The organism is Isoptericola sp. F-RaC21, assembly GCF_038593535.1.
In the GTDB taxonomy this organism is placed as follows: domain Bacteria; phylum Actinomycetota; class Actinomycetes; order Actinomycetales; family Cellulomonadaceae; genus Isoptericola.
Genome location: NZ_JBCFYX010000004.1, coordinates 338,256 through 351,943 on the forward strand (window position 1 = coordinate 338,256; position 13,688 = coordinate 351,943).

Consider the following 13,688-nt stretch of genomic DNA (forward strand, 5'->3'; position numbering starts at 1 on the left):
AGGTCTCCGCGAGGTAGTTCAGGGGCTTCGGGCTACCTCGGCGAGGGCGGCTCGTCGCGCTCCGCCATCTTGGCGAGCATGGCGTTGTACTCCTCGAGCTCGGCGTCGCCGTCGCGGTCGGCCTTGCGGTCGCGACGGCGCGCCTCGCGCTCGTCGGACGTCGTCCACTGCACGGCGACGGCGATGGCGAGCGCGAGCGTCGGCAGCTCGCCGATGCCCCACGCGACGCCGCCGCCGCGCTGCTGGTCCTCGATGGCGGGCAGGCCCCACGGCCGCCCCATGTTGCCGAACCAGTCGGCGACGAGCAGCGAGGTGCCCGACGTCAGCACGACGCCGAAGAACGCGTGGAACGCCATCGTCGCGAAGAGCAGCAGCAGCCGCTGCGGGTAGGGCGGGCGCTTCGGGCCGGGGTCGATGCCGACGAGCGCGTTGGCGAACAGGTACCCCACGAGCGTGAAGTGCACGATCATCCACACGTGCCCCGCGTGGTTGCGCAGCGCGAACTCGAACGCGGGCGTGTAGTAGAACGCGATCATGCCGCCGGCGAAGAGCACCGCGGCCACCACCGGGCGCGCGACGAACTGGCCGAACCGGGAGTGCACCAGACCGAGCACCCACTCGCGCGGGCCGCGGCTGCCGTCCTTGCGGGCCGGGATGGCCCGCAGCAGCAGGGTGACGGGGGCGGCCAGCACCAGGAACAGCGGCACCAGCATCGCCAGGATCATGTGCTGCACCATGTGGCCGCTGAAGATCACGTGCCCGTACACGGCGGGCCCGCCGCTGGTCACCCACAGCATCACGACCATGCCCAGGCACCACGAGACGGTGCGCCCCACGGGCCACTTGTCCCCGCGCCGCGCGAGGCGCAGGGCCCAGCGCACGTAGACCACCAGGCCCGCCACGCAGGCGAACGCCAGCAGCGGGTCGAGGCTCCACTCGGTGAACCACCTCGACATCGTGGGCTCGGGCGGCAGGGCCTCGCCCGTGAGCTGGAAGGCGGGCGTGACGTCGACGGGCACCTCGTCGGGCACCGGCGGCGCGGTGGACCCCAGCGCCACGGCCACGCCGGAGACGGCGCCGATGACGAGCAGCTCGACGGCGAGCAGCCGCCAGAACAGGCGGCGGACCGCGCCCGCCGAGCCGGCACGGCCGAGTCGGTCCACGACCCACATCCGGTGCGCGAACCCGAACCCGCCCAGCGCCACCATGAGCAGCGCCTTGACGAGCAGCAGCACGCCGTACGGCGTGAGCAGGTCGCCCCACGACTCCATCCGGAGCCAGGCGTTGAGGATGCCGGAGATCCCGACCGCGGCGAAGCACCACCCGGCGACCGGCGAGAAGCGCGCGACGGCGGCCGCGGCGGTCCGGCCGTCGTCGCGCGCGTCCTCGCGGGTGAGCACGACGACGAGCAGCGCGCCGAGGCCGCCCACCCACACGGCGGCGCCCACCAGGTGCAGCAGCATCGCGCCGACGGCGAGCTCGTGGTTCGCGGCGCCGGAGGCGTGCCCGGTCGTGGACTGCATGGCGAGGGCGGCGAGCGGCAGGACCGTCGTCCACAGCGCGCCCACCGGCCCGCGCACCGCCATCGCGAGGGCGGAGGTGAGCGCGGCCACCACGACGATCGCCAGGTAGAGCTTGCCGAGGTCGAGGTCGGTGACGAACTGCGCGAGCCCCTGCCCGAACGCGGGCGAGGCCGGCGACGTGCCGGAGATGTTGGAGTAGCGCAGCACGAGCTGGACGACGGCGGCCACGGCCCACACCGCGCTGGCGGCGCCGGCCGTGGCGAGCACGCGCGCCTGCGTGCGGCCGGGCGGCACCAGGCACGCGGCCACGAGGAGCGAGCCGAGCGTGACGGAGACGCTCACCTCGGTGAGCACCGTCGTCACGGGCAGGCCGAAGCGCACGAGCGCGCCCGGGTCGGTGAAGCCGCTGAGCGCCTGGAAGGCCCCCGAGTAGGCCCCGCCGCACAGCACGGCGAGGACGGCGACGAGGACGGCGGCGGGCCCGGCGGCGACGAGCCACCAGGGCCGCGGCGGAACGCTCGGGGTACCGCCCGGCCGCTGCACGGCGGGGGCTGCGGAGGTCACCCGTCCAGCCTATGGGCGGCGGGCGGCGCCCCGGCACGCCCGCGGTGTGAGATCACCGGCCGGCTCGCGCCTTATTCCCAATCCAACGATTATCGATTAGTGTCCAGGGCGTCCCTCCACACCGGACGTCATTCACAGTCGTATGGCCGAACGTCGGGGCACGCGCAGCAGCGTTCCCGGCGGGGCGGCGACCCGAGAGGATCAACGATGATCAAGCACCGCACCCTGGCGAGCGTGGGCACCCTCACGGTGGCCGCCCTCGCGCTCACCGGCTGCGCCGGCTCCGACGACGACGGCGGCGGCTCCGGCGGCACCACCGAGGTGAGCATGCTCGTCAACGTCACCCCGAACCTCACCGAGGAGTTCTGGAACGAGCTGGTCAAGCCGTTCGAGGACGCGAACCCCGACATCGACGTCGTCATCCAGAACCCCGGCGCCGAGGGCGTGGCCGCCGCCCTCCCCCGCCTGCTCACCGCGGGCGACGCGCCGGACATCGTGGAGCAGGCGCCCACGGTCGAGATGGCGCCGGAGCTCGTCGACCTGTCCCAGTACGACTGGGCGAAGAACGGCCCGCTGGCCGACCAGTACTCGATCGACGGCAAGTACTACATGGCCGGCATCGGCTTCCAGCTCCAGAGCCTGTGGTTCTACAACAAGACCGCGTTCGAGGAGGCCGGCATCTCCGAGGTGCCGACCACGGTGGACGAGCTCACCGCCGCGCTCGGCAAGCTCAAGGACGCCGGCTGGACGCCGATCCAGACCGGCGGCGACTGGATGAGCAGCCACTCGCTCCAGGCGCTCGCCCTCCCGTCGATCGTCGGCGAGGACCCGGACTGGTTCGCGCACATGAACGCGGGCGACACCACGTTCTCCGACTCGTACGGGGACTTCACCGCCACGTACGCCGACTGGGTGGCGAAGGGCTACGTCCCCAAGGACGCGCTGGGCATCAAGTACCCCGACGCCGAGCAGGCCTTCCTCTCCGGCAAGAGCGCGATCTACCCGATGGGCAGCTGGTTCGCCGGCACCGAGGCCAAGGCGGAGGACAAGGCCGAGATCGGCGTCTTCCGGGCCCCCGCCGTCGACGGCGTGGACAGCCCCGCGATGGGCGCGAACATCGCCAGCCCGTACTCGATCCTCAAGGCCAGCGAGAACCAGGACGCGGCCGCCAAGCTCGTCGAGTTCCTCGTGACCGACCAGAAGGCCGTGGCGAGCCAGCTCGAGGTCGACGGCAACTTCCGCGACGGCTACGAGTACGACATGGACGACCTGGGCAAGGAGCTGCTGCAGATCGTGGCGGACACCCCCGCCGAGTCGTACACCCCGACCGGCCAGGGCTACGGCGAGCGCACGCTGCCGACCGGTTACTCGGACGAGATCAACGCGCAGACGCAGGCGCTCATCGGCGGCACCTCGGCCGACAAGGTCGACGCGGCGATGGACGACTGGTTCGCCTCCACCGCGGGCTGACGATGGCTGCCACGCTCTCCCCCGCCACCGCGCGCCGCCGTCCGGCGGCGCGCGTGTGGCGCGACCGACTGCCCGGCATCGTCATGGGCGGCCCCGCCGTCCTCGTCTTCCTGGCGATGTTCATCGTGCCGATGTTCCTGGCGTTCGTGCTGAGCCTGACCGACTGGAACGGCTACAGCCTGAACTTCACCTTCATCGGCTTCGACAACTACGCGGAGGCGTTCCGCAACCCGCGCACCGTCGACGCGGCGATCTTCACCGCCGTCGTCGCGTTCTGCGGCACGGTCCTGTGCAACGGGGTGGGGCTCTTCATCGCGGCCCTCATCGCCGGCAACAGCCGCGCGAACACGCTGCTGCGCACGATCTTCTTCTACCCGTACATCATCAGCGCGCTGATCATCGGGTTCCTCTGGTCGGCGATGCTCTCCCCGGAGGGCGCGGTGAACGGCCTGCTGGGGCACGTGGGCCTCGGGCCCGTGCCGTTCCTCACCGAGGTCGGGTTCGCGAAGGCCAGCGTGATCCTCACCATCGTGTGGTCGCACTTCGGCTTCAACATGATCCTGTTCCTCGCGGGCATCAAGTCGGTGCCCGCCGAGTACTTCGAGGCCGCGACCGTGGACGGCGCCTCGAAGTGGCAGCAGTTCCGCAACGTGACGCTGCCGCTCATCGCCCCCGTGTTCACGGTGAACCTCGTGCTCACGCTGGTGGGGCTGCTCAAGGTCTACGACATCGTGCTGGCCCTCACCGACGGCGGGCCCGCCGGGTCGACCCAGACGATCGTGTACCAGGTGCTGCGGGACTCGTTCGCGAACTCCGAGCTCGGCTTCGGCGCCGCGCAGTCCGTGATCCTGCTGCTCGTCACGGCCGTGCTGGGCCTCGCGGTGACGTTCGCCCGGCGCGGCGCGGAGAAGAAGGTGGCCGACTGATGGCGACGACGACGCACCCGACGACCCCGGCCGCCTCGCCGGCGGCCCCGGCGCCGACCGCGCCGCGACCGGCGACGCGGTCCCGACGACGGCCCGCCCCGAGCGTGGGCACGATCCTCAAGTGGGTGGTGCTGGGCCTCGGCGCGCTGGTCATGCTCGTGCCGCTCTACATCATGGTGATCAACGCGTTCAAGCCGCAGGACGCGATCATCTCCTCGCCCCTGGCGATCACCCCCGACACGTTCAGCCTGGAGTACCTGCAGGCCGCGCTCACCAGCGAGAAGTTCAACGTGGTGAAGGCCTACGGCGTCACGCTGCTGTTCGTCGCGCTGGTCAACGTGTGCGGCATCGCGCTCGCCGCGCCCGTCGCCTACGTCATCGCGCGCGGCCGCTCGAAGTGGCACCTGGGGCTGCTGCTGCTGTTCGTCTGCGGCCTGTTCATCCCCGGCCAGGTGACCCTCATCCCCGTGGTGTTCGTGCTGCGGGTGCTGGGCCTGATCAACACGATGCCCGGCTTCATCCTGTTCGAGACGGCGGCGACCCTGCCGGTGACGATCTTCCTGTTCTCCGCCTACCTGCGCACCGTGCCGCGCGACATCGACGAGGCCGCGGCCCTGGACGGCGCGGGCAAGATCCGCGCGTTCTGGTCGTGCGTCTTCCCGATCATGAAGCCGGTGGTCGCGACGATCGTCGTCCTGAACTCCATCAGCGTGTGGAACGACTTCGTCAGCCCGCAGATCATCCTGGGCCCGAGCTCCGGCATCTACACCGTGACGACGGGCGTGTACGCGGCCGTGGGCGAGTTCTCCACCGACTACACCACCGTGTTCCCCACGCTGCTGCTGGCCGTGAGCCCGGCCATCCTGTTCTTCGTCCTCATGCAGCGGCACATCATCGGCGGCCTGGTCGCCGGGGCGACGAAGGGCTGAGGACATGACCGTGCGCATCCCCACGACGCCGCTGCACGAGGTGCCCGCCTGGGCCGTGCTCGAGCGGCGCCTGTTCGACGCGACCGAGGAGGCCTGGCGGCTGTTCGCGGCGCGCTACACCGGGCCCGACGGCCGCATCCTGCACGCGGGCGGCTTCGAGCACCGCGACGGCGTGGACGACCTCTACGAGCCGTTCTTCAACTGGCCGGCGTTCTACGCGCTGGGCGGCAGCGACGACGTCCTCGCCGCCGCGAAGCACCACTTCGAGGGCGTGACGGCGCAGCTCACCGAGGCCGGGATGCTCACCGGCGAGTACGAGAACGGGTACGACTGGTTCCACCAGGGCGAGTCGCTGCTGTTCTTCTACGGGCTGTGCGCGGCCGACCCGGGCGACGAGCGGTTCGCGGAGCGCGCCCTCCGGTTCGCCGCGCTGTACACCGACCCCGCGCACGGCAACTACGACCCCGCGCGCAACATCATCACCGCGCCGCACAACGGGGCGCGGGGGCCGCTGCCGGGGCTCGGCACCGAGTGGCTCACCTACCCCGCGTCGCTCGACTACATGGAGGCCTACGGCCTGCCGCTGCACGGGCTGCCGGGCATCACGCGGTGGTCCGACCTCGAGGACCCGGCCCACGCGCAGCTCATGGGCGACGAGCTGCAGCGCCGCGCAGCCGGCGACACGGCGGTCAACCTCGCCGCGACGTCCCTGGTCACCAACCGCTGGCTGTACGACGGCGACGCCGCGTCCGCCGCGTGGGTGGAACGGTACGTCGACGGCTGGCGCGAGCGGGCGGCGGCGGCAGGCGGGCTCATGCCCGACAACGTCGCGCCCGACGGCACGGTCGGCGGCCTGCACGACGGCGCCTGGTACGGCGGCCACTACGGGTGGACGTGGCCGCACGGCCTGCACTCGGTGGGCATGAGCACGCTGATCGGCGCGATCAACGCGTCGTTCGTGTCGGGCGCGACGGGCGCCCGGGACGACGCAGCGCTCGACCTCGTGCGCACCATGCTCGACACGGCGCTCGACCACGCGATCACGGCTCCCGTCACGGAGACGCCGTTCAGCCTGCGCGGCAGCTGGCTGGAGCGGCTCGGCCCGCACGCGGCCGAGCCCGCCACGCTCGTCCCCTACCGGTTCGGCGCCGACGGCTGGTTCGACTACGGCCCGCTCCAGCTCGACCTGCCCACCTGGCTGTGGTGGTGGACGCGCGACGACGCCGACCGCAAGCGCCTCGATCGGGTGCTCGACGGCGTCCCCGGCTCCGACGAGGTGCGGCCGTTCCGCGACAAGGTCGAGGCGGGGCACGAGGGCCCGTGGCTCGCGTTCCTCGACGGCTCGCTGCCGGACTACCCCGAGCGCGCGCTGTCGATGGCGCTGGGCCAGCTCGCCCGCCGCGTCGCGCTGATGGACGCCGAGCCCGTGGACCCTGCCACGGTGCACCTGCACTTCTGGCAGCGCGCCAACCCGGTCGTCACGGAGGTGCTGGGCCAGCTGGTCACCGGCACGCCGCAGACCCTGTACAACGGCGGCCTGCCGTTCGCCGCCGTCGCGTACACCGACGCCGACCGGCACCGTCCCGGCCTGCCGCCCGACGTCGCGGCCCTCGTCTCCGGCCTCGACCGCGACGCGGACGGCGGCGGCCGCGTCGAGCTCAGCCTCGTCAACCTCTCGGCCGCGCACGCCCGGCGCGTGCGCGTGCGGCCCTCGCGGTTCGGCGAGGAGCGGCTGACGGGAGTGGTCACGCACGGCGAGGACGGCGGCGCGTGGCCCGGCCCGTCCACCGCGTCCGCCGGCCGCGCCGGGACGCGGACCGTCGCGACCGTCCCCCTGGACGCCCCCGACCTGCTCGTCGAGCTGCCGCCGTCGCACCGCGCCGACGTCGTGCTGCTCACCGCCCCCGCCGGCACCGCACCGCGCCATCAGCACCACGAAGGAGCCCGACCATGACCGACGCCCTCACCGACGGGTCGCCCGCCGACACCATGCCCGTCGACCCCGCCGCGGGGCTCGTGCGCCCCGCGATCACGCTCCCCGTGCGCGGCGCGGCGTACGAGCGGGCCGACGCGGAGGCGCTCGAGCGGCTCGGCCGGGTGTCGTCGGCGACGGCCTGCGCCAAGCTGCACGGCCTCGGCATCCGGCACTCGTTCGTCGAGGGCCCCCGGCCGCTCAAGCCGGGCTACCGGGTGGTGGGCTCCGCGCTCACCCTGCAGTTCATGCCGCAGCGCGAGGACCTGGCCGCCGGCGACGAGCAGGAGTACGTGGAGCGGCACACGGCGCTGTGGCACGTGCTCGAGGCGGTGCAGCCCGGCGACGTGCTGGTGGTCCAGGCGTACGGCAGCCGCTTCTCCGGCTGCGTGGGCGACATCCTCGCCCGCTATTTCCAGCGCCAGGGCGGCGCGGGGATGGTCGTCGACGGCCGCATCCGCGACTCGGGCAAGATCCGCGACCTCGGCCTGCCCGTGTGGTCCACCGGCGTGACGCCGCACTACGCCTCGCAGTCCGAGCTGTTCCCGTGGGCGTACGACGTGCCCGTCGCCGTCGGCGGCGTGCTGTGCATGCCGGGCGACCTCGTGGTGGCGGACGACGACGGTCCCGTCATCGTGCCGCGCGCGATGGCCGATCAGGTGGTGGCGTCCGCGCAGGACCACGAGGAGTGGGAGGTCTTCAGCCGCCTCCGGCTCGACGAGGGTGCCCGCCTCAGCGACTACTACCCGCTCACGCCCGACACGCGAGGGGAGTTCGAGGCATGGCGTTCCGCGCAGGGCTCCGCCCGCTGACCGACCGGGGCGACGCTCCCGGGGTCGCCACGACCAGCGTCGCCGCGTCGTCGTTCGGCCTCGGCTGCGCGCCGATCGGCAACCTGTTCACGCCGGTCGCGGACGGCGACGCCGAGGCGACGGTCGGCCGCGCGCTGGAGCGCGGGATCCGGTTCTTCGACACGGCCCCGCACTACGGCGAGGGTGTCAGCGAGCTGCGGCTCGGCCGCGCGCTGGCCGGCGTGGAGCGGGACTCGGTGGCGATCGCCACCAAGGTGGGCCGCGTGATCGTGGACGCCGCCGGCGCGCCCGTGCCCGTGGGCGGCACCGGCGGGCCGGGCGGCACGACCGTCGGCGACCTCAGCCGCGACGGCGTGCTGCGGTCGCTCGAGGGCAGCCTCGCCCGGCTCGGCACGGACCGCGTCGACCTGCTCTACCTGCACGACCCCGCCGACGTCGACGAGGCGCTGCGCGGCGCCGTCCCTGCCCTGCTCGAGCTGCGCGACCAGGGTGTCGTGCGTGCCGTGGGCGTCGGGATGGGGCGGAGCGCGCCGGTCGCCCGGCTGGTGCGCGAGAGCGCCGGCGCGCTGGACGTCGTCATGCCCGCCGGACGCGTCACCCTGCTGGACCGCACCGCCCTGGACGACCTGCTCCCCGCCGCCCGCGAGCGCGGCGTCGGGGTGATCGGCGCCGGCGTCTACAACTCCGGCGTCCTCGCGGACCCGGTGGCCGCGCCGTTCTTCGACTACCACCCGGCGTCGCCGGAGCAGGTTGACACGGCCCTGCGCATGGCGGCGGCGTGCGAGGCGGCCGGCGTCACGCTGGCCACGGCGGCCGCCCGCTGGCCGCTGCGCGTGCCGGGCGTCGAGGCCGTCGTCGTCGGGGCGCGCACCCTCGCCGAGGTGGACGTCTTCGCCGACGCCGCCGACGCCGTCGTCCCCGACCACCTGTGGACGGAGCTCGACGACATCGCCGCCGCTGCCGAACAGGCGGTTGACACCGTTATCGCGGCCGATGGCGTCGCATAACGGTGTCAACCGCCTGTTCGGCGGGACGGGCGGGGTCGTGGACGGGCACGTGCACCTGTGGGACACGGCGGCGATGCGGATCTCCTGGTTCCGGGACGACCTCGGCCTGCCGCCGCGCGTGGGGCCGGGCGACCTGGCGCGCGCCGTCGCGACGTCGCCCGTCCCCGTCCGTGCCGCCGTCGCGGTGCAGGCCGCGGACACCGAGGGCGAGTCGCGCTGGCTCCTCCGGCAGTCCGCCGCCCACGTGCCGCTGCCCGGGCCGGTCGTGCTCCAGTACGACGCCCGCCCCACCGAGCCCGACGCCTGGGCCGGCATGGCGCAGGCGGTGATCGACGACGGCGCGACGGCGCCGGGTGTCGCCGGCGTCCGGCTCGCCGTTCCGGGCGGCGCGGCGGACCTGTCCGACGTCGCGGGGCTCGACGCGCTCTGCGAGGGGCTGGCCGCGACCGGTCGCGTGCTCGAGACGCTGGTGCGCCCCGAGCAGCTCGCCGCCGTCGCCGCGCTCGCCGCCCGGCACCCGACCCTCGACGTCGTCGTGTGCCACCTCGGCCTCGGCACGGGCGAGCCGGACGCCTCCTGGCGCGATGCCCTCGCCGCCGTCGCGGCCCGCCGCCGCGCCCACGCGAAGCTCTCCGGCCTGTTCACGACCTCGCGGGACGACGCCGGACGCGTCGCCGCGGCGGCCCGTGCCGCCGTCGACCTGCTCGGGCCGGAGCGCCTGCTGTTCGGCAGCGACTGGCCGATGTCCGCGCGGGTCGCGCCGTATGCGGAGATCGTCGGGCGCACCGCGGCCGCGCTCCCCCCGCTCGACGACGGCGCCGCGGCGGCGGTCTGGTCCGGGACGGCCGAGCGGCTCTACGGCGCCGCTACGCGAACCTCGCCAGCGCCTCGGGGCTGACGGGGGTGAAGCAGTTCACCAGCGTCCCGTCCGGGTCGCGCACCAGCAGCGACCGGTTGCCCCACGGCATGGTGGTCGGCGGGGTGACCACCTCGACCGTGTCGTCCAGCCCGGCGTGCACCGCGTCCACGTCCTCGACGCGGAACTCCACGATGGCGGTGCGGTTGCTTCCGGGCTCCGCCGCCCCCGGGCCGAACAGCCCCACGGTGCGGGTGCTGCCGATGGCGAGGGTGCCGCGCGGCGTGCGCACCTCGGCGAACTCCGGCGACGGGCGGTCGGCGAGGACGCCGGTGAGCCGCTCGTAGAAGGCGGTCAGCCGGCCGACGTCGTCGGTGATGAGGCGGACGGAGGCGAGGATCGGGTCGTGGCTCATGGGGCTCCCACCGGTCGTGGCCGCGGGCTCTCCGCGGCACCCGACCAGCGTCCGGCGCCTCCGCGACACCCCGGTGTCGGTGTTTCCGACGGACCTCACCCGAGCAGCGTCAGCGTCCTCAGGTCCCCGTCCGGCACCTGGATGTCCTCGGGCCGCACGACGCGTCTCGGCGCCCGCTCCGCGGTGGCCGTGACCCGGTCGACCCGGTCGAGGCGGAAGGCCCGGATCCCGTCGCGCAGCCGGCACCACGCCAGCAGGTACCACCCGGTGGACGACCCGACGAACCCGAGCGGCTCGACGTCGCGGGTGGACGGGACACCCTCGCGGTCGGTGTACCGCAGCCGGAGCACGCGACGGGCGGAGATCGCGTCGGCGAGGACGCCGGGGATCGGCGGGCCGTCGGCCGGCGCCCCCAGCAGGTGCACGCGGGCGGCCAGGTCGTGCGCGGCGACCGCGTCGTCGTCGCGCATCGCCGCGAGGATCTTGCGCAGCGCGGCCGACCCGTCGCCCGCGAACGGCGTCCCCGCCAGGCCACCGAGCCCGACGGCGACGGCCACCGCCTCGCCGGGACTGAAGTTCACCGGGGGCAGCGTGCGGGCGCGGTCGAGGCAGTAGCCCCCGGTCCTGCCCGGCTCGGCCCAGACGGGCACGCCCGCCTGCTGCAGCGCGCTGATGTCCCGCTCGACCGTGCGTCGGCTCACCTCGAACCGGCCGGCCAGCCACGTCGCGCTCCGCGGGCGCGGGGCGACCGCCCGCAGCTCCTCGACGATCGCGTACAGCCGGTCCGTCCGGTTCACGCGTCGACCCTACGTGGGAGGATCCCCGGGGCGCCGACGTCCGGGTCGGCCGACCACGGGAGGAACGATGTTCGCGAGGTCGCTGGGCGACGACGGTGCCGAGCTGCGGCCGCTGGAGCCGTGGCACGCGGAGGAGCTGCTCGCGACGATCGACCGGGGCCGGGAGTTCGTCGGGCGGTTCATCGGGCTGCCCGACCGGATCACGGACCTGGCCTCGAGCCGGTCGTTCCTCGAGTCGTACGCGCAGAAGGCCGCGACCGACACCGGGCGCCTGTACGGCATCTGGTTGGACGGCACGCTCGTGGGCGGCGTCCTGTTCCGCACGATGGACGTCGCGCAGGGGACGGCGGAGGCGGGCTGCTGGCTCGAGCCGGCGGCCGCGGGCCGCGGGCTGGTGACCCGCGCGGCGCGCGTCATCGTGGACTGGGCGGTCCGCGAGCGCGGCATCCACCGCGTCGAGTGGTGCGCGGCGTCGGGCAACACGGCGAGCATCGCGGTCGCCCGCCGGCTCGGGATGTGCCGCGACGGCGTGCTGCGCGAGCACCACGAGCACCGCGGGGTGCGGCAGGACATCGAGGTCTGGTCGGTCCTCGCGCCGGAGTGGGAGGCGCAGGCATGAGCGACGACGCCGTCGAGCGGGTCGGCGGCGCCGAGCTGTTCGGAGGGATCGAGAAGCGCGACATCGTGATCGTCGAGCCGGACCCCGCGTGGCCGGCGCGGTTCGAGCGGGAGCGCGAGCGCATCGTGAGAGCGCTCGGGCCCGTCGCGGTGCGGGTGGACCACGTGGGCTCGACGTCGGTGCCGGGGCTCGCCGCGAAGCCGATCGTCGACATCGACGTCAGCGTGCCCGACGTCGAGGACGAGGACGCCTACCTGCCCGCGCTCCTCGCGGCGGGCTACGAGCTGCGCGTGCGCGAGCCCGGCCACCGGCTGGTCCGCACGGCCGAGCGCGACGTGCACGTCCACGTGTGCGCCGCGGGCAGCGACTGGGAGCGGAGCCACCTGCTGTTCCGCGACCGGCTCCGGCACGACGTCACCGACCGCGCCGCCTACGCCGCGCTCAAGCGCGAGCTCGCGGCCCGCGACTGGCCGAGCATGAACGACTACGCCGACGCGAAGGGCCCGCTCATCGCGGAGATCACCGCCCGGGCGGAGGCGTGGGCCGCCGCCACGGGCTGGCGGCCGGCGCGAGCGAGCAGCGCTCGGAACCCGAACGTTTAACGTTGTAACCTCCGACGTATGGCGCCACGTCGGGACGACCGGTCCGCACCCACGCTGCACGACGTCGCGCGCGCGGCGGGCGTCTCCTTCAAGACCGTCTCGAACGTGCTCAACGACCATCCGCAGGTGCGCGACACGACCCGCGCGAAGGTGCTCGCCGCCGTGGAGGAGCTCGGCTACCGACCCAACCTGACCGCCCGCAACCTGCGGCTCGGCCGCAGCGGGGTGATCGCCCTCGCCGTGCCGGAGCTCAGCCAGGCCTTCTTCGCCCAGCTCGCCGACGAGGTGATCCGGGTGGCCGCCGAGCAGGGGCTCGTGGTCCTCGTCGAGCAGACGGGGGGCGACCGCGACCGTGAGCTCGAGGTGCTGCGCAACCCCCGGCTGGCGCTCACCGACGGGCTGCTGCTCGCCCCGCTCGGCCTGACCCACGAGGACGTGCCCCCGACCTGGACACCGTCGTCACCCCTGGTGGTGCTCGGCGAGCGTCTGTTCCCGGGGCCCGTCGACCACGTGACGATGCAGCACGAGGCCGCCGCGCGCGCCGCCACCGAGCACCTGCTCGGGCTGGGCCGCAGACGCGTCGTGCTGCTCGGCGCCCATGCCGACGAGACGTCGAGCGTCGCCGGGCTGCGGCACGCGGGATACGCGGCAGCCCTCCACGGCGCGGGCGTCACGCTCGACGACGAGCTCGTGATCCCGGTCGAGACCTGGGACCGGCCGAGCGGCGCCGAGGCGATGGCGCGGGCGCTGGACGCGGGGCTGCGACCGGACGCCGTCTTCGCGATGAACGACGACCTGGCGCTGGGCGCCCTGCGCTCGCTGCAGGAGCGCGGGCTGTCGGTGCCGGCCGACGTCGCCCTCGTCGGGTTCGACGACGTCCCGGACGGTCGCTTCAGCTATCCGAGCCTGACCACGGTCGAGCCGGGCCGGCACGAGGTGGCCCGCCTCGCGGTGCAGCTCCTCGGCGAACGGATCTCGGAGGGGACCGGCCCCGGCGCCGAGCCCCGCGTGGTCGCGCCGGAGTTCCGCCTGGTCGCGCGGGAGTCCACCCGGCTCTGAGCCGGCGCACGCCCGCCCGGGCTCGGCCGGGCTCGGCCAGGACGGACCCGGTCCACGGGGTTGACACGCTCGAGGTCCGCCACGCATGATCCACTTACAACGTTGTCTTGCAACGTTGTATTGACCACGGAGGGACC

General features: G+C 74.0%; 13 protein-coding genes. 10 read left to right on the forward strand and 3 right to left on the reverse strand.

The annotated features are described in order from the left end of the window. Positions 1-32: 32 nt before the first annotated feature. Positions 33-2,087, reverse strand: coding sequence for a cytochrome c oxidase assembly protein (locus tag AAG589_RS16410; RefSeq protein WP_430568344.1), 2,055 nt, complete (start codon positions 2,085-2,087; stop codon positions 33-35). Between the two features lie 207 nt (positions 2,088-2,294). Between AAG589_RS16410 and AAG589_RS16415 the strand changes: the two genes are divergently transcribed. Genes AAG589_RS16415 through AAG589_RS16445 form a run of 7 tightly spaced genes read left to right on the forward strand, consistent with a single transcriptional unit; the run spans position 2,295 to position 10,101 of the window. After that, entirely contained in the window at positions 2,295-3,557 is a 1,263-nt protein-coding gene (locus AAG589_RS16415) for an ABC transporter substrate-binding protein (protein ID WP_430568345.1), read from the forward strand. Positions 3,558-3,559: 2 nt separating this feature from the next. Continuing rightward, the gene (locus AAG589_RS16420) at positions 3,560-4,483 is read left to right on the forward strand and encodes a carbohydrate ABC transporter permease (RefSeq protein ID WP_430568346.1); all 924 of its coding nucleotides are present in this window, start codon (positions 3,560-3,562) and stop codon (positions 4,481-4,483) included. Then, the gene (locus AAG589_RS16425; protein ID WP_430568347.1) at positions 4,483-5,412 is read left to right on the forward strand and encodes a carbohydrate ABC transporter permease; all 930 of its coding nucleotides are present in this window, start codon (positions 4,483-4,485) and stop codon (positions 5,410-5,412) included. Before AAG589_RS16420 ends, AAG589_RS16425 begins: the two co-directional genes overlap by 1 nt. Before the next feature lie 4 nt (positions 5,413-5,416). Next, positions 5,417-7,366, forward strand: coding sequence for a hypothetical protein (locus tag AAG589_RS16430; RefSeq protein ID WP_430568348.1), 1,950 nt, complete (start codon positions 5,417-5,419; stop codon positions 7,364-7,366). Next, positions 7,363-8,196, forward strand: a complete 834-nt coding sequence (locus AAG589_RS16435) for an RraA family protein (protein ID WP_430568349.1) — start codon at positions 7,363-7,365, stop codon at positions 8,194-8,196. The genes AAG589_RS16430 and AAG589_RS16435 overlap by 4 nt, the downstream gene beginning before the upstream one ends. Further along, positions 8,166-9,203 carry an aldo/keto reductase gene (locus tag AAG589_RS16440; protein ID WP_430568350.1) on the forward strand — a complete coding sequence of 346 codons (1,038 nt, stop codon included), beginning with the start codon at positions 8,166-8,168 and terminating at the stop codon, positions 9,201-9,203. Before AAG589_RS16435 ends, AAG589_RS16440 begins: the two co-directional genes overlap by 31 nt. Then, on the forward strand, positions 9,190-10,101 hold the full coding sequence (locus tag AAG589_RS16445) for an amidohydrolase family protein (RefSeq protein ID WP_430568351.1): 912 nt from the start codon (positions 9,190-9,192) through the stop codon (positions 10,099-10,101). The genes AAG589_RS16440 and AAG589_RS16445 overlap by 14 nt, the downstream gene beginning before the upstream one ends. On the opposite strand, the gene AAG589_RS16450 is transcribed toward AAG589_RS16445, so the two are convergent. Further along, positions 10,070-10,474, reverse strand: coding sequence for a VOC family protein (locus AAG589_RS16450; RefSeq protein ID WP_430568352.1), 405 nt, complete (start codon positions 10,472-10,474; stop codon positions 10,070-10,072). The genes AAG589_RS16445 and AAG589_RS16450 overlap by 32 nt on opposite strands. A 95-nt stretch (positions 10,475-10,569) precedes the next feature. Then, complete coding sequence (locus tag AAG589_RS16455; RefSeq protein WP_430568353.1) at positions 10,570-11,271, reverse strand: helix-turn-helix transcriptional regulator; 702 nt, start codon at positions 11,269-11,271, stop codon at positions 10,570-10,572. Between the two features lie 67 nt (positions 11,272-11,338). Here AAG589_RS16455 and AAG589_RS16460 point away from each other — a divergent pair, with 67 nt between their 5' ends. From AAG589_RS16460 to AAG589_RS16470, 3 genes are read left to right on the forward strand one after another with little or no spacing between them, the layout of a single operon-like run. After that, entirely contained in the window at positions 11,339-11,890 is a 552-nt protein-coding gene (locus AAG589_RS16460; RefSeq protein WP_430568354.1) for a GNAT family N-acetyltransferase, read from the forward strand. Beyond that, the gene (locus AAG589_RS16465; RefSeq protein WP_430568355.1) at positions 11,887-12,492 is read left to right on the forward strand and encodes a GrpB family protein; all 606 of its coding nucleotides are present in this window, start codon (positions 11,887-11,889) and stop codon (positions 12,490-12,492) included. The genes AAG589_RS16460 and AAG589_RS16465 overlap by 4 nt, the downstream gene beginning before the upstream one ends. Before the next feature lie 18 nt (positions 12,493-12,510). Beyond that, a complete protein-coding gene (locus tag AAG589_RS16470; protein WP_430568356.1) occupies positions 12,511-13,551 on the forward strand; it encodes a LacI family DNA-binding transcriptional regulator in 1,041 nt (346 codons plus the stop codon). Positions 13,552-13,688 lie beyond the last annotated feature (137 nt).

What these genes read in the sequence shown, in the direction of transcription:
- AAG589_RS16460 (WP_430568354.1), top strand. Translation starts at nt 11,339, where the DNA reads ATGTTCGCGAGGTCGCTGGGCGACGACGGTGCCGAGCTGCGGCCGCTG.
- AAG589_RS16445 (WP_430568351.1), top strand. Translation starts at nt 9,190, where the DNA reads ATGGCGTCGCATAACGGTGTCAACCGCCTGTTCGGCGGGACGGGCGGG.
- AAG589_RS16420 (WP_430568346.1), top strand. Translation starts at nt 3,560, where the DNA reads ATGGCTGCCACGCTCTCCCCCGCCACCGCGCGCCGCCGTCCGGCGGCG.
- AAG589_RS16450 (WP_430568352.1), bottom strand. Translation starts at nt 10,474, where the DNA reads ATGAGCCACGACCCGATCCTCGCCTCCGTCCGCCTCATCACCGACGAC.
- AAG589_RS16440 (WP_430568350.1), top strand. Translation starts at nt 8,166, where the DNA reads ATGGCGTTCCGCGCAGGGCTCCGCCCGCTGACCGACCGGGGCGACGCT.
- AAG589_RS16470 (WP_430568356.1), top strand. Translation starts at nt 12,511, where the DNA reads ATGGCGCCACGTCGGGACGACCGGTCCGCACCCACGCTGCACGACGTC.
- AAG589_RS16430 (WP_430568348.1), top strand. Translation starts at nt 5,417, where the DNA reads ATGACCGTGCGCATCCCCACGACGCCGCTGCACGAGGTGCCCGCCTGG.
- AAG589_RS16465 (WP_430568355.1), top strand. Translation starts at nt 11,887, where the DNA reads ATGAGCGACGACGCCGTCGAGCGGGTCGGCGGCGCCGAGCTGTTCGGA.
- AAG589_RS16425 (WP_430568347.1), top strand. Translation starts at nt 4,483, where the DNA reads ATGGCGACGACGACGCACCCGACGACCCCGGCCGCCTCGCCGGCGGCC.
- AAG589_RS16435 (WP_430568349.1), top strand. Translation starts at nt 7,363, where the DNA reads ATGACCGACGCCCTCACCGACGGGTCGCCCGCCGACACCATGCCCGTC.
- AAG589_RS16415 (WP_430568345.1), top strand. Translation starts at nt 2,295, where the DNA reads ATGATCAAGCACCGCACCCTGGCGAGCGTGGGCACCCTCACGGTGGCC.